This is a genomic window from Flavitalea antarctica (assembly GCF_054461535.1).
The window spans coordinates 39,161-56,535 of sequence record NZ_JBTLQG010000030.1 but is presented as its reverse complement, the minus strand read 5'-3'; the positions used below and the strand labels follow the sequence as shown (position 1 = coordinate 56,535).

Sequence of the window (17,375 nt, the reverse complement as noted above, 5' to 3'; positions counted from 1 at the left end):
CAGTGGCAGTATTACAGGACATATTATACAAGGTGGCAATCCGGTCGGTTTCGGGAAATACCGGTATCGAAGTAAAGGATCTGCAGATCGACTCACGTAAGGTGACCGGGGGTAGTGTTTTTATTGCCATCAGGGGAGTGGCTGCGGATGGTCATCAGTTTATTGACACTGCCATAGAAAAAGGGGCGGTTGCCATTATTCTTGAGCAGATGCCGGTTACAACAAAGGATGGTATTACTTATATCCATGTGCAGGACAGTGCTTCGGCTGCGGGATACATGGCTCATAACTTTTTTGGTCAGCCGTCTGAAAAGCTGAAGCTTGTCGGCGTCACCGGAACAAATGGCAAAACGACTATTGCAACCTTACTGTATAAGCTCTATACTAAACTCGGTTACACATGCGGGTTACTTAGCACGGTGCAAAACCATATCGGTAGCAGGGTTATCGAAGCTACTCATACCACGCCGGATGCGATTAGTCTGAATGCGATGCTTAAGCAGATGGCTGATGAAGGCTGCACGCATGTTTTCATGGAGACCAGTTCGCATGCGTTGCATCAATCACGTGTTGCCGGTTTGAAATATACAGGGGGTATCTTCAGCAACATCACGCATGATCATCTCGATTATCACAAGACATTTGATGAATACATCCGGGTGAAAAAATCATTTTTTGATAATCTTCCTTCAGGCGCATTCGCTATTTCAAATGCAGATGATAAAAGAGGCGCTGTGATGCTTCAGAACACCCTCGCAACCAAATATTTCTACAGCCTGCACACCATGGCGGCGTTCAAAGGGAAGATACTTGAAAATGGTTTGACCGGGTTATACATGACCATCAATGAGCAGGAAGTTCATTTCCGTCTCATCGGTGAATTCAATGCCTACAACCTGCTGGCTGTTTATGGGGCAGCAATATGCCTGGGACAAAACAAGGAAGAAATATTATTGGAACTCAGTGCTCTTTCGGGTGCAGAAGGAAGATTTGATTATATCATTTCGCCGGTTGATAAAGTGATAGGCATTATTGACTATGCACATACTCCGGATGCCCTGATAAATGTGCTGGCCACCATCCAAAAATTGCGCAAGGGTCACGAAAATATCATTACGGTTGTTGGCTGCGGTGGGGATCGTGACAAAACAAAAAGACCGATCATGGCGGAAGCAGCCTGTGAATACAGTGACCGCGTGATCTTTACTTCTGATAATCCACGCAGTGAAGATCCGGTGGAGATACTTAAGGATATGGAACGCGGGCTCAATACAGCCGCAAAAAGAAAATCGATTTCTATTGTTGATCGCCGCGAAGCCATAAAAACTGCAATCAGTCTGGCCAAACCGGAAGACATATTGCTGATAGCCGGGAAGGGTCATGAGAAGTACCAGGAAATTAAAGGGGTTAAGCATCCATTTGATGATAAGAAGGTGTTGATGGAACTGTTTACTATGCTTGAAAAATAATTTATATGCTCTATCATCTCACAGAATGGTTACAACAGTTAGGGTTCAAATATCCTGGAAGTGCACTGTTTCAGTTCATTACTTCCCGGGTGTTACTCGCTGTCATTCTGTCCCTGGTGATATCGGCTTTGTTTGGCAAAAAACTGATCAACTACCTCAGGAAAAAGCAGATCGGTGAAAGTGTCCGTGATCTGGGTTTAGCCGGAGAACAGCAGAAAAAAGGTACACCAACCATGGGCGGCCTGATCATCATCATGGCGATCCTGATTCCTACCTTATTGCTTGCTGATCTCAATAAAGCGTATATCCGGCTGATGATCTTCAGTACCATCTGGCTGGGGATGATTGGCTTTATTGATGACTTCCTGAAGCTGAGATCAAAAAAACGCGCGCAGCAGGCCGGGGGTAATTATAAGAAAAGCGACGATGATGGACTTGCGGGATGGTTTAAGATATTGGGACAGGTTGTTCTTGGTCTTGTAGTTGGGCTAACAATCTATTTCAATCCAAATACCAGTGTTTGGCGTGAATATATCGGGGAAACCCTGCCGGCTGATACATCAGTCGTCAGGAAGGTAATGTTCGATGGAAAAGAAAGAGTCTTCGTAGTAGTGGAAGAGCCGATAACTACCATTCCTTTTGTGAGAAATCATGAGTTCAGGTATTCAAAGTTTTTGCCTGAAGCGGTCAAGGGCCTCACCTGGATATTATATGTGGTCGTTGTGATTTTTATCATTACGGCAGTATCCAATGGTGCAAATATTACTGATGGCCTGGATGGGCTCGCGACGGGGGTGAGCGCCATTATTGGCGCCTGTCTTGGAATATTTGCGTATGCGAGCGGTAACCTGCGTTTTGCCGAGTATCTGAACATCATGTATATCCCCAACCTTGGTGAGTTATCGATATTCATTGGCGCTATGATCGGGGCTTGTGTCGGATTCCTGTGGTATAATTCATACCCCGCCCAGGTGTTTATGGGAGACACGGGCAGCCTTATGCTTGGTGGTGTAATTGCTGCTCTTGCGATCATCGTCCGTAAAGAACTGTTGATACCTATTTTTTGCGGCGTGTTCCTGGTGGAAGTGCTTAGTGTGAGTATACAGGTGACCTATTTTAAATACACGAAAAAGAAATTCGGAGAGGGCAGACGAATATTCCTTATGAGCCCGCTTCACCATCATTACCAGAAACTCGGTTATCATGAAAGTAAAATCGTAACCAGGTTCTGGATCGTAACAATTCTCTGTATCATTTTCGCCATCGTCACCTTAAAAATGAGATAAGCAGCTTGAGCAACAGGATGATCATATTGGGAGGAGGGGAAAGCGGAGTAGGGGCAGCGATACTTGCAGTGAAAAAAGGATACGATGTATTTCTATCCGATGGCGGAACAATACCTGCAAGATTTATCGCTGAACTGGAGGCTAATAATATCAGGTACGAACAAGGTAAACACAGTGAAGACATTATACTGTCGGCCAGTGAGATCATAAAGAGCCCGGGAATCCCGGAGAAAAATGAACTGGTGAAAAAGATCCGTGCGAAAGGAATAAAAATAAGTTCTGAGATTGAATTGGCTTACCGGTATAAGGGCAATAGTAAGATTGCGGCGATCACAGGTAGCAATGGTAAAACAACAACAACCACCATTACCTGGCAGATCTGCGCTAAGGCCGGGATTGATTGTGCAGTGGTTGGCAATATTGGTTTTTCGTTTGCGAGGCAGGTTGCAGTGGATCCGAAGGAATGGTATATAGTGGAAGTGAGTAGTTTTCAACTCGACGATATTCATGAGTTCAGACCGGATATAGCGATCCTCACAAACATTACGGAGGATCATCTTGACAGGTACGATTACAAGTTTGAAAATTATATCAAAAGCAAGTTCAGGATTACGGAAAATCAGACCAGCAGTGACTATTTTATCTATTGCGAAGATGATCCGGTGACCATGCAATACATCAGGAATTTTACTATCCATTCTAACCCATTACCATTCAGTATGAATAACGAAACTAACAGAGGCGCATTTTTAAAGAACGGCCAGATGACCATTGCAACCGGAGAAGAAAAGGTACAAATGAGTATTTATGACTTTGCAATTAAGGGTAAACACAATCAATACAACACTATGGCAGCATGTACAGCAGCTGTTCTGATCGGGGTACGGAAAGAAAAGATCCGTGACGCCATGCAGAACTTTGAATCATTGGAGCATAGGATGGAACATGTGAGTACCGTAAGAGGAGTTGACTTTATCAATGACTCGAAGGCCACGAACGTGAACAGTACATGGTACGCCCTGGAAAGCATGGAGCAGCCGACCATCCTGATCCTTGGTGGTATTGATAAGGGCAACGATTACTCCGTACTTACGGAACTGGTGAAAGAAAAGGTGAAGGCGATAGTTTGTCTCGGTACAGACAACCGAAAGATCCATGAGGCCTTTCAAAACGATGTTCAGCTGATCATGAACACCGGTAGTGCGGAAGAAGCGGTGAAAACTGCTTTTCATTTTGCCAACAAAGGTGATGTTGTATTGCTAAGCCCGGCCTGCGCAAGTTTTGATCTATTCAAAAACTATGAGGATAGGGGAACGCAGTTTAAGCAGGCGGTGAGAAACCTTTGAAGAAAGTTATGAGTGATGAGTTATGAGTGATGAGTTAGTTATGAGTTTTTTAGCTATGAGATATACATGAACGATTATTCTACCATACAGAAAAGTGCGCTTAAGGAACTTGGTCAGAAGACCCAGGGCGATAAGGTGATATGGGCCATGGTACTGATGCTTGCATTGGTATCTATGCTGGTTGTTTATAGTTCAACGGGGTTGCTGGCTTACAGGCTCAATAAGGGCAATACAGAATTATATCTTTTCAAACAGATTGTTTTTATTGGGCTAGGGGTTGCTATAATTTATTTTTCGCATCGCGTTAACTATACATTGTATTCGAGAGCGGCCCGGTTATTGTTCCTGTTGTCGATCCCCTTATTAATATATACACTGTTTTTTGGCGTAACCTTAAATGAGGGGAGCCGGTGGATACGGTTGCCTTTGATCAACCTTACCTTTCAAACTTCGGATCTTGCGAAGCTTGCGCTGTTTATGTACCTGAGCCGCATGTTGAGCAAAAAGCAGGATGTCATCAAGGATTTTCGAAAAGGTTTTTTGCCGGTAATTATACCGGTAGCTATCATCTGCCTCCTGATCGCTCCGGCGAACTTATCAACAGCAATGCTTATCGGGGCAACAAGTTTGCTCCTGATGTTTATCGGAAGAATCAACACCAAACATATTCTGCTTACGATAGGGATCGCGTTGATTCCGCTGGTGATGCTGGTTGCGGTTTCAACGGCTTATTATGATAAGGAGGCAGGCAAAAGCGAAGAACTTCCTGCAGTATTGGAATCCGGTAGAATTTCTACCTGGATAAAAAGGGTGCAGAACTTCGTTTATGACAGCAAGCAGATTGACAAAGACGAAAACTACCAGGTTAACCAGGCAAAAATTGCTATCGCAAAAGGCGGTCTTTTTGGACTCGGTCCGGGTAACAGTGAACAAAGGAATTTTCTGCCGCATCCCTATTCAGATTTTATTTATGCCATCATTATTGAGGAATATGGGTTGATCGGCGGGGCATTTGTGCTCTTTATTTACCTGGTGTTTTTATACAGGTGTATACGGATCTTCAGAAAATGCCCTTACGCATTTGGAGTGTTCCTGGCGCTGGGACTAAGTTTCACGCTTGTGATCCAGGCGCTTATTAATATGGCGGTGACGGTTAACCTGTTTCCGGTGACCGGTGTTACGCTTCCGCTGGTGAGTATGGGTGGTAGTTCTTTTTTGTTTACCTGTTTTGCGATCGGGATCATTCTGAGCGTAGCAAGAAATGTAGAGCAGATGGAAGGCAATGATGGATCAGTACAAACTGAAGAGGCATAATTATAAAAGAGAGTAAAGAACAGCAGAAAAGAATAGCGATAGAAAATGGCAAAAAAAATAATCATAGCAGGTGGTGGTACCGGGGGGCACATTTTCCCGGCCGTCGCTATTGCAAATGCCATAAAAAAAATTGATCCGTCCGCCGATATTCTATTCGTAGGTGCGAAAGGAAAAATGGAAATGGAGAAGGTGCCACAGGCTGGCTATAAAATCATCGGACTGGATATTGCCGGTTTCAACAGGAACTCTTTGATAAAAAATATTGGTCTTCCTTTCAAACTGGCTAAAAGTTTTTTCCAGGTGAGGAGGATCGTAAATGAATTTAAACCTGATGCAGTGATCGGTGTTGGTGGTTATTCCAGTTTCCCGGTATTACGATATGCCCAGGCGAAGTCTATCTCCACTTATATCCATGAGGCAAATTCTTATGGTGGAAAATCAAACGTATTGCTTGGTAAGAAAGCCACAAAGGTGTTTGTCGGAGGCGATGGAATGGAAAAGTTTTTCCCTGCGGAAAAAACAATGATAACGGGGAATCCGGTGCGTGATTCAATTGTGAAAACAGATATCACCAAAGAAGAAGCGGTGGCATTTTTTAAACTTGATCCTGCAAAAGCGATTGTGCTGGTGACCGGTGGCAGCCTCGGGGCACGTGGTATCAATGAGGCGATAGCCCAAAAGCTCGGCAGGTTCAGCGAAAACGGGCTTCAGCTGATCTGGCAGACCGGTAAATCATTCCATTCCAAAGCAAAGGAACTGGCGGCGGGACAACCGAATATCTGGGTCAACGATTTTATCACAAAAATGGAATATGCTTATACCGCCGCAGATATCGTTGTATCGCGGGCGGGTGCTATGGCCATTGCTGAACTTTGTGTAGTGAAGAAACCGGTGGTGTTTGTTCCCTTTCCGTTTGCCGCCGAGGATCATCAGACCGTGAATGCCATGAAGCTGGTGAACAAGAAAGCTGGATTAATAGTGACGGACAAGGACGCGGCAAGCAAACTGGTTGATGTGGTTGCAGCACTTGCAAAAAACAAAAGCCAACAGGAAGAACTAAAACAAAACATATCAAAACTGGCTGTAACAAATGCTGATGAGGTAATTGCAAAAGAGGTACTGAGAGGGTCAAAAGTGTTATTAAACGACGGCGAATGAAGGAAATAAAAGATATATCAAGAATATATTTTATCGGTATCGGTGGTATCGGAATGAGTGCGCTTGCCAGGTACTTTCTTTTCCATGGCAAACAGGTGAGTGGGTATGATAAAACCGAAACGGTTCTTACCAGGGCATTAGTTGAAGAAGGAATTGATATTCATTATACTGACGACGTGGAACGGGCACCAAAAGATGCTGACCTTGTTGTATACACGCCCGCCGTGCCAAAAGATCACCGGGAACTCAATTTCTACCGTGATAACAAATACCAGCTTTTGAAAAGAAGCGATGTACTTGGCCTCATTACCCACAGTTCATTTAATATAGCGGTTGCCGGTACCCACGGTAAAACAACCATCACCACCATGATTGCGCACATTTTGCGCGATTCAGGGTATGGATGTAATGCCTTTTTGGGCGGAATTTCCGTAAACTACAATAGTAATTTCTGGAGCGATAAACGAAATGTGAGTGTTATTGAAGCAGATGAATACGACAGGAGTTTCCTGAAACTCAGCCCGGATATTGCCGTGATCACTGCCATGGATGCGGATCACCTTGATATTTACGGGGACGAGGCCACCATGCAGGACGCCTTCATTGAATTTTCAGGTAAGCTGAAACCAGGTGGATTGCTGATCAGCAAACGGGACTTACCACAATCAGAAAGGTTCCATGCAGGCAATCACATAACCTATAGCCTGGATAACCCGGCATCCGATATATACAGTGAACAAATTGTGATGAATCAGGGAACCTATCGTTTTTCTGTCAAAGCAAAAAAATGGACCTTGGACAATGTGATCCTGAACATGGGTGGTGCTCATAACGTGGAAAATATGATTGCGGCAATAGCGGTCGCACATCAGCTTGGGATAAGTGATGATAAGATAAAAGCAGCGGTAGAATCATTTCGCGGAGTTAAAAGGAGGTTTGAGTACCAGGTCAAAACAGACCGGCTGGTATATGTTGATGACTACGCCCATCATCCGGAAGAGCTCCGTGCCCTGATTGAGGGCGCCCGCTCATTGTTTGAAGATCATTACTGTGTGGTTATTTTTCAGCCACACCTTTTTACGCGGACAAGGGATTTCGCGAGTGAATTTGCCACGAGCCTGGACATGGCAGATCAAACTGTGTTGTTGCCGATTTATCCGGCGAGGGAGTTGCCCATTGAGGGAGTAAATACAGAAATGATAGTGAGAATGATGAATCAGAAGGGCGTGAAGATCCTGGAGAAAGGCGAAATCGTGGGTTACCTGGAAAGTGAACTATTGCCTAAAAAAGGTTCAGAAAAACTGTTGATCATTACCGCTGGTGCGGGTGATATTGATACTGTTGTTCAACCGGTGAGAAACTTGTTGAACGACCTCAAATAACCGTTGTTCAGCCGGTGAGAAACTTGCTGAATGATCTTGTTAACCCGTTGTTCAGCCGGTGAGAAACTTGTTGAACGACCTTGACCATTTGAAACAAAATTAAACCGGGTTACTAACCCGCCTGCCTGGTACCCATCTGACGGTCAGCACAGACTGTTGGGTGGGACTTCGACAAGGGAAATTGAAAATGTAGAATGAGCATTAAAGGCAATATCAGGAAATTAGTATTTATCAGTTTCTGGATCATTATTGGTTCAGCAACCCTGGTATTGCTGATAGCTGCCATCAGGTCAAGAAACGATAAAACCTGTAAGGGTATCGCCATCGAAGTAAATGGTGAAAGAAAAGGAAAGTGGTTGCTTGACAGGAACGATATCATCAACCAGCTGACAAGCGATGGTGCCGAAAAAATCAAGGGGCGTGCATTACAGACTTTTGACCTGCGCAGGCTGGAAGAAAAACTGGAAAAACATGTCTGGATAAAAGACGCTGAGTTGTTTTTTGACAACAACGAAACATTGCAGGTGAGACTCGTCGAGAGAAAACCTTTGGCCAGGCTTTTCACTAACGGTGGAAACAGCTTCTATGTTGATAACGAAGGTAAGCGCTTGCCCTTGTCTGAAAAGCTCACCCTCAAATTGCCACTGTTTACCGGTTACCCCTATGAAAGGAACAATCCGAAGTCCGGGGACAGCGTGTTGATGAGCCGGGTTCTGGCAATCAGCAAATACATAGCCGCCGACTCATTCTGGAACGCCCAGATAGCACAGGTCGACATTACACCTTCACGCAATTTCGAAATGGTGCCGACAGTGGGAAATCACATCATCGAATTTGGTTCAGGCGACTTCCCTGAGAAGAAATTTCAGAAACTGATGACCTTTTATAAAGATGTGATCGCCAGGACAGGTATTAATAAATATGCCCGTATCAATGTTCAGTATGATCAGCAGGTCATCGGTATCAGGAAAGCCATGATGATCAGTAAAGCAGATTCTATCCGTGCCGTGAAGAATATCCGGGAAATGATCGAGTCTGCACAGGAAATGCAGCAGGCCATTGCTGATTCCTCTAATTCAAATAATCCTACTTACCCTATAATAAGCGCAGCGAACTCTGGAGCTACAAAGGATCTTACCATCCTGAAAAACCAACCTGTACAACCAACGCCAAAGGCAAAACTGCCGGCAAGAAACTGAGATTTGGCTCTGAAATAATGTGCAGTGTCCGCAAGTCCACTGCACATTTTACAGCATCATTTGATTAATGAAACGGTAAATATGGAAACAAACAATGAAACAAACGAATCAAACAAGATACCCCCGGCTTCAACACCGCATTTTAACTTTAAAAAGCAAATGATGAAAGAGAATCAACCCATAATCGTAGGCCTGGACATCGGCACCACAAAGATCGCTGCGATTGCCGGCCGCAAAAATGAATATGGCAAACTGGAAATAATCGGATTCGGCCGTTCAAATTCAAATGGCGTAAAACATGGACAGGTATTAAATATTGACGAAACGATCAAAGCGATCAAGTTGGCGCTTGATAATTGTTACGCATCTAACAGCGAACTGGAAATCTCTGACGTGTATGTAGGTATTGCCGGGCATCATATCAAGAGTCTTCAGACACGCGGGGATATAGTGCGTCAAAGCAATGACGAGGAAATTACACAGCGCGAGATTGACCAGTTGATCGCTGATCAATACAAAACTTATATCCCGGCCGGCGATCAGATCATTGATGTTATAGCGCAGGAGTTTACGGTTGATAATTTTCAGAACATACCTAACCCGATTGGATATGGCGGTGTGAAGGTGGGTGCAAATTTTCACATCATCACCGGTGATAAAAATGCCATCCGGAATATCAACCGCGCGGTCGAAAAAAGTAACCTCAAAGCGAAGGACCTGGTATTGCAACCTCTTGCCTCTGCGGCAGCTGTAATGGGGCCTGAAGATATGGAAGCGGGTGTTGCCATTGTTGACATCGGTGGTGGTACCACTGACCTGGCGGTTTTTTATGAAGGGATTCTAAAACATACTGCTGTTATTCCGTTCGGAGGTGAAAACATCACACTGGATATTAAAACCGGTCTTGGCGTTTTAAAAACCCAGGCCGAACAGATGAAGGTTCAGTTCGGTTCAGCCTTACCTGATGAGTCAAACCGAAACGCATTCATTACTATTCCAGGTCTCCGCGGAATGCCGGTTAAAGAGATCAGTGTTACAAACCTGGCCAAGATCATTGAGTGCCGTATCAAAGAAATCATGGAGTTTGTAGCCTACCATCTCCAGCAGATCGGGATGGACAACCGTACCCTGAATGGGGGTATAGTGTTGACGGGGGGCGGATCACAGCTTATGCACCTTCGCCAGCTTACCGAATACATCACGGGCTGCAGCGCAAGAATCGGTTATCCGACAGAACACCTGGCGGTCGGTCACATTGAAGAATTGGCAAAACCAACATATTCAACATGTATTGGTCTCATATTGAAAGGTTACAGCGATTATGAACATAATCGTAAACAGTTCAACAATGGTTTCAAAAAGGTGGCAATCCCGAAGGAGTTGCTGAAGCAGGAAACGGAAGGAGAAGTATTGCTGAAAGAAACACCGCAAGTAGTAGATGTGGAGCCAAGAAAAAATGTAAAAGACTTCTGGACAAAAATTAAAGACGGGATCATTGATCTGTTTAAAGAGGAAGACGACAGAGCGTTGTGAGAAGTGATGAGTGATGGGTTATGAGTGATGAGTAAAGTTGTGAGTGGAAGTTAGTGATAAGTGAAGTTTTATGGAGAGGCTATGAATCTATTTGAGGGGTGTTGAATTCTTAATTCGATATAAGTTCGGATTTATCGAGATGAATTTTTTATTCATGATTATTGCGTGATCTGTTGATTTAGTATACTGTGCTTTTCGGGTAGGTCGAAATTATTTTCGAAATAACAGGATTTTCTCAGTATTTCTTTGTCACGAACACAAAGTTGGCCTTATGTTGGTAGTGAAAGCAAAATCAACTGAAACAAACAACAACAACGACAGAATCAATAAGAACCAACATTAGAAAAACATCAGATCAACAGAAGCGAACATCAGATCAACAGAAGCAAACATCAGATCAAAGGAAGCAAACATCAGATCAACAGAAGCAAACATCAGATCAAAGGAAGCAAACATCAAATCAACAGAAGCGAACAACATCAACACAAGCAATTAATCAGTTAAACTTAAGTAACTAGAACATCGACATTAAAACAACATCAAATCAACAGAAACAAACATCAAATCAACAGAAACAAACATCAAATCAACAGAAGCAAACATCAAATCGACAAAGCAAACATCAAATCGACAAAGCAAACAACAACATCAACAACGGAAAACGCATCAAACAAACAACGATTTCCAAACACGGAGCTCTTACCCATTGGGTTCTTAAGTCAACAGTTCATTTATACTAACCTGTAAAAAGTGGTCTCATAAGCTTTCCGGGAACGAGGAGGGCGACACGGGGCTAAAATTCTAAAGCTATGATTCATTTTGATCTACCAAAGGAAAAATCATCTATCATCAAAGTGATTGGTGTAGGTGGTGGTGGCAGTAATGCTGTAAACCACATGTTCAGTCAGAACATTGATGGAGTAAATTTCATCATATGTAACACTGATGCGCAGGCGATACATCAGAGCCGGGTGCCAAACAAGATTCAGCTGGGACCGCATCTTACACAGGGTTTAGGTGCCGGTGCAAATCCTGCAATTGGTAAACAGGCAACAGAGGAAAGCCTGGAGGAAATAAAAAGCATCCTGGAAGTGAACACCAAAATGGCATTTATTACAGCAGGTATGGGCGGTGGCACCGGCACAGGCGGAGCCCCGATCATCTCCAAAATCTGTAAAGACCTTGGTATATTAACTGTTGGTATTGTTACTACTCCATTTTCGTATGAAGGAAAGAAGAGACAGTTGCAGGCAGAAGCCGGTATCAACGTAATGAAAGAGTATGTTGATACGCTGCTTGTGATCAGTAATGATAAACTGCGTCACCAGTTTGGTAATCTGAAAATGAAAGAAGCATTTGCAAAAGCTGATAATGTACTGGCCACAGCTGCAAAATGTATCACTGATGTGATCAACAGTACCGGTCAGATCAATGTGGATTTTGCGGATGTATGCACAGTAATGCGGAACGGCGGAGTAGCTATTCTTGGAAGCGCTGCCGTTGGTGGTGAAAACCGGGCGCAGCGTTGTATTGAAGAGGCGCTGACATCGCCATTGCTTAATGACAATGACATCAAGGGTGCAAAATGGATCCTGATCAATATAAATTCGGCGGAAGGCGAACATGAGTTCACGATGGATGAGGTAGAGATCATTCAGAATTACCTGTTAAGCCACGCGGGGGAAGGTACCGATGTGATCCTCGGATTGGGCTATGATAACACCTTAGGTGATAAAGTGGGAATCACTTTAATCGCTACGGGTTTCGAATATAAAGATCCGTTTGACAAGATCGAGGCTAAAACACCGGTCAAAGAAAGGAACGGAAAGGTGCTTATGCCATTGATACTTCCGACTGCGGAAACTGCAGCAGAAACACTCCGGATGAAACAGGAAGTGGAGAAGCTCGTTCCGGATCAGCCGGTCACTGCATCTTTGCAGGAATCCATGAACGTCTCAATGAATGCGGCGCGGCAGGAAGCGGCGAATGCATCTTCAATGCATGAGCCCATGATGGCACCGGTTATGCGGGAATCCGCCAATGCACCGGTTATGCAAGAATCTCCCGTAACTATCCCTGGTGATAAAGCTCCAAAGGTTGCAGAACAGCCACCCGTAACCAATACTCCTTCACCGGACGTCCCGGTATACCATCACCTGGTGATGCCAGAGGAAGAGCCGGTTGTTGCGGAGATCAGGAAACCCCTGGTTGCGGTCACTCAACCCGGTACCCAGGCACCACAGGTTGTGCTTTTTACTAACCAGGACGACCGTAAAAATACTGTGGACAAAAACAAGGCTGAGGACAAAACAGAATTAATACATTCGCAAGCGACCGTTCCTGTTGACCTCAATATCAATCCTGTTACCGGTTATCAACAGCCGGCTTCATCAAATAATTCTTCGTCGTCTGCAGCGTCCGGAGGATACCTGTCCAAACCAGCCAATATTTATGCTGAACCGAAACCTGAAAGGTCCGTTCCTGAAAACCATTCATTAAAGGAGATCACTAAAGAACCGGTTAAGCAACCATTCAAGGAAGAAGATCCTTCTCTTGAACCAATGCAGCTGGTATTCAGAAGTGAAGTTCCGGCGGCGGAAGAGCCTGGGGCCCACCAAACTCCAAACCATGTTAAGACAACTGCTTCTACTGAGGAACCTGCGATGCAGGACGAAGTAGGGGAACAAAAAAGACGTGCAGCAGAGAGAATCCAGAAATTACGTAATCTGTCATTCAATATCAATGCTGCAGATCCTAACAATGAGTTTGAAACTGTGCCGGCTTATATCCGCCGTAATCTTGAGCTATACGGAACCATCAACAATGTTGAAAATTTCTATAGCAACTACGAAGTAAAGGCCGATGAGAACAATAAGGCCCAGATATCAACCATCAACACTTTTCTGGACGGTAAAAAGCCCGACTAGATCAATCAAGATTCTTACGATAGATTGTTATTTTTAGTTGTATCCCTCCCGTGTCTTACGGGAGGGATTTTTTTCGGTATATTGAACCAGGACCATTTGTGCCTTGTAGTGGATTTGGGTGTTGATTTTAAATAGCGACGGATCTCAAATACTTTATATGGAAACAGTACTGATAACAGGTGGCACCGGTTTGATCGGAAAAATGCTCACAAAAATGCTGGTTGCAAAAGGATACCAGGTCATTGTAGTCACCCGCAAACCTCTCGGGCCGGAGCATAACCTTCGTTATGCAGGCTGGGATGTTGATAAGGGCACCATAGATGAAACCGCGCTGAAGGAAGCCGACTATATAGTTCACCTGGCCGGGGCTGGTGTGGCTGATAGGAAATGGACCGCTAAAAGAAAGCAGGAGATCATTGACAGCCGGGTAAAAAGCGGCGAACTACTGGTAGCTAAGCTGCAGCAGATTCCCAACAAATTGAAAGCTTTTATATCGGCTTCCGCAATCGGTTGGTATGGGGAGGATCCGGTTGTTCCTAATCCGTCACCCTTTAAAGAAGAGGATAAACATGATGATAGTTTTCTTGGTGAAACCTGTTACCTGTGGGAAAAAAGCCTTGATCCGCTAAATAATTCACTGATAAGGCTGGTGAAACTAAGAACCGGGATAGTATTAAGTAATGATGGCGGTGCCTTTGCCGAATTTATCAAGCCGGTTCGCATGGGTGTTGCCGGTATATTGGGAAACGGGAAGCAAATTATCAGCTGGATCCACATCGAAGATATGTGCCGGCAATATATATATGCAATTGAAAATACCAGGCTTAGCGGAGTTTACAACGCAGTAGCGCCACATCCTGTTTCCAATAAGGAATTAATGCTCAAACTTGCAAAAAAAAGCAAGGGAAGCTTTTATATTCCCGTGAACGTGCCAGTGTTTGTACTAAAAATTATGCTGGGCGAACGAACGGTTGAAATACTTAAAAGTACGACCGTAAGTACCGACAAAATGAAAAGGCAGGGCTTTACCTTTTTATATCCTTCCATTGATGCCGCCCTAACCGAACTCCTGAAATAATGGTTGACCAAACCGATGGCATCTGTGGCGCCCTTGATAAACAGAATTGCTCACTCAGCCGAAAACAAAATTTATTGAACAACTCTATGTACCTGTGGGCACCAGTGGAGAGTGATGCTCCTGCAATTCATAACTCACTTTTAACTCATAACTCCCTCATAACTCATAATTCTTAACTCTCCACTACATTAAAGGTCATCATTTTCAAATTTGCGCATCAGGAAAAAATAGTAAAGCCCGAGATAGATCAACGACGAGATCACCAGGACATAAGGCTCAGGAGCATGGCTGTAGAAAATCTTATTGCCGAATGGCATGGGAAGTAAGACGTCTGTGCCCTGCAGCGGCAGGAAATAACCCGCCTGCTGGTGAACATACCGGTTGATCAATCCATAGATGATCGTTTCAAATATCAATCCATACAGGAAAAATACAATCAGCGCAACCCCGCTTCTGCGAAATAACACAGCAAGTAACAATGCAAGGGAAATGTAGGAAAGCGACTGGAGCAACACGTAAAAGATATTCACCATTCCATCCGCCGAAAATGATTCACCACTGGCGATACCGAAAACAGCTGCGGTTACCGCGGTTATGATCATAACAACTATAGACAGGATGGCTACCAGCAGCAATTTTGTGTGCACAAAATCTTTACGCGACCAGCCATCAATGATGTTTTGCCTGTGTGTTTTGAAAGTGAATTCATTTGAAGTAAGCAGGATGATGATAATACCCGGGAAATACAGCAGCCAGCTACCCATATAGCTGACCGTTAACCATACATTAGGAAAAGCATAAGGATCACTGATCATCGCCGCGGCCATTGGTTCTTCCTTAACGGTTTGCTGGTATACGGTATAGGCAATATAGTTAATGGCGATAATACTGACCAGGTATAAACTCAGGAAGATCCAGAAAGCTTTATAATTCCTGATCTTGAGCCATTCTGTTTTTAAATTATTGATCATATAAATGCTGTTGCAGGTGAGTCCGGGTGGTTTGGGGCTGAAAAAGTTGTGTATCGCTAAGTGTTTAATTAATTGTTGTTGCTGGTAAGTTCAAAGAACTTTGTTTCGAGGCTTTTCCTTCTCAGGCGAAGATGGTTCAACACAACACCATTATTGAAACAGTATTCATTGATTTGTGCAAGTGAAGCCTTTCCTGAAGCAAATACAACGTCGAGGTAAATACCATGTTCCCTTGTCGAGATACTATGAGGGTATGAAGCCATTAACTGTTGCAGGTGTTCTTTATTTTCCGTTCCGAGTTCCACAATATCTTCATTGATCAGGATCTCATCCACGTGACCATGCGTAAGTAACACGCCCCGCTGAAGAATGGCCGCATGCGTACAGACTTTTTCAACCTCGTCCAGTAAATGACTGGCCATAATGATCGTTTTGCCTTCCCGGTTTAATTTTTTTATCAGCTCCCTGGTTTCTGCTATTCCCACAGGATCAAGACCATTGGTTGGTTCATCAAATATGAGCACCTGGGGATTCCCGAGTAAGGTAGAAGCAATGGCCAGTCTTTGTTTCATACCCAGTGAGTAGGTGCTGAACTTAGAACCTTTCCTTTTGGTAAGATCCACCAGTTCAAGTACTCTTTCGATATCATTCTCGCCTTTACCTTTTATGGACGCCGCGATACGAAGATTTTTTTCGCCGCTCAGGTAATGATAAAAATTTGGCGTTTCAAGCAGGGTGCCGATTTGTCTGCGATGCTGGGGACCAGGAGTTTCATCGAACAACTGAAAGGTGCCGGCAGTTGCCCGGAGTATATCCATGATGATCCCGAGTAGGGTGGTTTTGCCACTTCCGTTCGGTCCGAGAATGCCAAAAACGGCGCCCTGCGGTACAGTAAAGGTTACCCCTTTTAATGCCTGTATGCTGCCGTAATTTTTCTGGAGATTTTCAACTTTGAGTATAGCCATAAATGATTTTTGCCTGGTAAGATGACGCTTATGCTGAATTGCTTATTTGTCTTGATTGGGAGTTGTTGCTTTAGTTTGTTTGACCGGGGTCCTGATGTTTCTGGTGATAGCGACTGGAAAACTCGCCCAGTTTTGCGAATCCACGTATATCGAAGTCGAGTTTATACAACTTAAGGTCTTCTATATCACTCTTCAGCACTTTGCGGTGGGCAGGGTCCATGACGCCCCCATAGGCCCCTGCAGCTGCAAGTGGATCATACTGCATCGGTGCGTCACACCATGTGCCGCGTGGATACATAATGCCTGGTATCCCCTGGCCCCTGATATCCAGGACCTCCGGATGGGGCAGACCGATAGTATGCCCGTACTCGTGAGCGATGGTGGTTGGCGTTTGCTGCAGGTTCTGAAGTTTGAAATAGCCGGTATTGCATCCCAGGCCATCGACAAAAGAAATATTACCGGCGGCATATTCTTCTATCCGAAAAAAATTCAGCCTGGGATCGTCGTTGTACCAGACTTTTTCCGGTTCAAGGGCAGGTTCAAAAATGCCTGAGACCTCGAAACGGACCAGGTATGTTTTATTTTTTATGATCACTGAGGCCTGCGGCTCATTCCAGAATTGCATAACATCCAGGCCCAGGCTTTTTGCCAGGTCAGCGTTTGCAGCATCACCATAAAAGATAAGCACCGAACGGATGATCAATTCGCCTGTTCTGTTGGATAGTTCCGCTTCACCCATAGTCATTC

General features: G+C 44.3%; 14 protein-coding genes. 10 read left to right on the top strand and 4 right to left on the bottom strand.

Features of this window, described 5'->3' with window-relative positions; all coding sequences use genetic code 11:
* Nucleotides 1-2 precede the first annotated feature (2 nt).
* The 8 genes from ACX0G7_RS21020 (at nt 3) to ftsA (ending at nt 10,687) form a co-directional block, all read left to right on the top strand.
* Nucleotides 3-1,469 (top strand): UDP-N-acetylmuramoyl-L-alanyl-D-glutamate--2,6-diaminopimelate ligase, encoded by a 1,467-nt coding sequence (locus tag ACX0G7_RS21020; protein ID WP_458925492.1) that lies wholly within the window; start codon nt 3-5, stop codon nt 1,467-1,469.
* 5 nt (nt 1,470-1,474) lie between these two features.
* Nucleotides 1,475-2,755, top strand: coding sequence for a phospho-N-acetylmuramoyl-pentapeptide-transferase (gene mraY, locus ACX0G7_RS21015; protein WP_458925491.1), 1,281 nt, complete (start codon nt 1,475-1,477; stop codon nt 2,753-2,755).
* 5 nt (nt 2,756-2,760) lie between these two features.
* Nucleotides 2,761-4,101: a UDP-N-acetylmuramoyl-L-alanine--D-glutamate ligase gene (gene murD / locus ACX0G7_RS21010; RefSeq protein ID WP_458925490.1), complete on the top strand. Its 1,341-nt coding sequence runs from the start codon at nt 2,761-2,763 to the stop codon at nt 4,099-4,101.
* A 66-nt stretch (nt 4,102-4,167) separates the two neighbouring features.
* The gene (locus ACX0G7_RS21005; RefSeq protein WP_458925489.1) at nt 4,168-5,415 is read left to right on the top strand and encodes an FtsW/RodA/SpoVE family cell cycle protein; all 1,248 of its coding nucleotides are present in this window, start codon (nt 4,168-4,170) and stop codon (nt 5,413-5,415) included.
* A 45-nt stretch (nt 5,416-5,460) separates the two neighbouring features.
* Nucleotides 5,461-6,573 (top strand): undecaprenyldiphospho-muramoylpentapeptide beta-N-acetylglucosaminyltransferase, encoded by a 1,113-nt coding sequence (murG, locus tag ACX0G7_RS21000; protein WP_458925488.1) that lies wholly within the window; start codon nt 5,461-5,463, stop codon nt 6,571-6,573.
* A complete protein-coding gene (gene murC / locus ACX0G7_RS20995; protein WP_458925487.1) occupies nt 6,570-7,955 on the top strand; it encodes a UDP-N-acetylmuramate--L-alanine ligase in 1,386 nt (461 codons plus the stop codon). Before murG ends, murC begins: the two co-directional genes overlap by 4 nt.
* Nucleotides 7,956-8,149: 194 nt before the next feature.
* Nucleotides 8,150-9,154 carry a cell division protein FtsQ/DivIB gene (locus ACX0G7_RS20990; RefSeq protein WP_458925486.1) on the top strand — a complete coding sequence of 335 codons (1,005 nt, stop codon included), beginning with the start codon at nt 8,150-8,152 and terminating at the stop codon, nt 9,152-9,154.
* A gap of 162 nt (nt 9,155-9,316) precedes the next feature.
* Entirely contained in the window at nt 9,317-10,687 is a 1,371-nt protein-coding gene (gene ftsA, locus ACX0G7_RS20985) for a cell division protein FtsA (RefSeq protein ID WP_458925511.1), read from the top strand.
* A gap of 339 nt (nt 10,688-11,026) precedes the next feature.
* Here ftsA and ACX0G7_RS20980 read toward each other — a convergent pair whose 3' ends face one another.
* Complete coding sequence (locus ACX0G7_RS20980; protein ID WP_458925485.1) at nt 11,027-11,167, bottom strand: hypothetical protein; 141 nt, start codon at nt 11,165-11,167, stop codon at nt 11,027-11,029.
* 329 nt (nt 11,168-11,496) lie between these two features.
* On the opposite strand from ACX0G7_RS20980, the gene ftsZ reads away from it, so the two are divergent.
* Both ftsZ and ACX0G7_RS20970 read left to right on the top strand, forming a co-directional pair.
* Complete coding sequence (gene ftsZ, locus ACX0G7_RS20975; RefSeq protein WP_458925484.1) at nt 11,497-13,614, top strand: cell division protein FtsZ; 2,118 nt, start codon at nt 11,497-11,499, stop codon at nt 13,612-13,614.
* A 157-nt stretch (nt 13,615-13,771) separates the two neighbouring features.
* The gene (locus ACX0G7_RS20970) at nt 13,772-14,692 is read left to right on the top strand and encodes a TIGR01777 family oxidoreductase (protein WP_458925483.1); all 921 of its coding nucleotides are present in this window, start codon (nt 13,772-13,774) and stop codon (nt 14,690-14,692) included.
* A 188-nt stretch (nt 14,693-14,880) separates the two neighbouring features.
* Here the strand turns inward: ACX0G7_RS20970 and ACX0G7_RS20965 are convergent, their stop codons facing one another.
* The 3 genes from ACX0G7_RS20965 to ACX0G7_RS20955 all read right to left on the bottom strand — a co-directional run bounded on the left by ACX0G7_RS20965 (nt 14,881) and on the right by ACX0G7_RS20955 (nt 17,367).
* Entirely contained in the window at nt 14,881-15,663 is a 783-nt protein-coding gene (locus ACX0G7_RS20965) for an ABC transporter permease (protein ID WP_458925482.1), read from the bottom strand.
* Nucleotides 15,664-15,731: 68 nt separating this feature from the next.
* Nucleotides 15,732-16,628, bottom strand: coding sequence for an ABC transporter ATP-binding protein (locus tag ACX0G7_RS20960; protein WP_458925481.1), 897 nt, complete (start codon nt 16,626-16,628; stop codon nt 15,732-15,734).
* Between the two features lie 70 nt (nt 16,629-16,698).
* Entirely contained in the window at nt 16,699-17,367 is a 669-nt protein-coding gene (locus ACX0G7_RS20955; protein ID WP_458925480.1) for a peptidase M10, read from the bottom strand.
* Nucleotides 17,368-17,375: the final 8 nt, after the last annotated feature.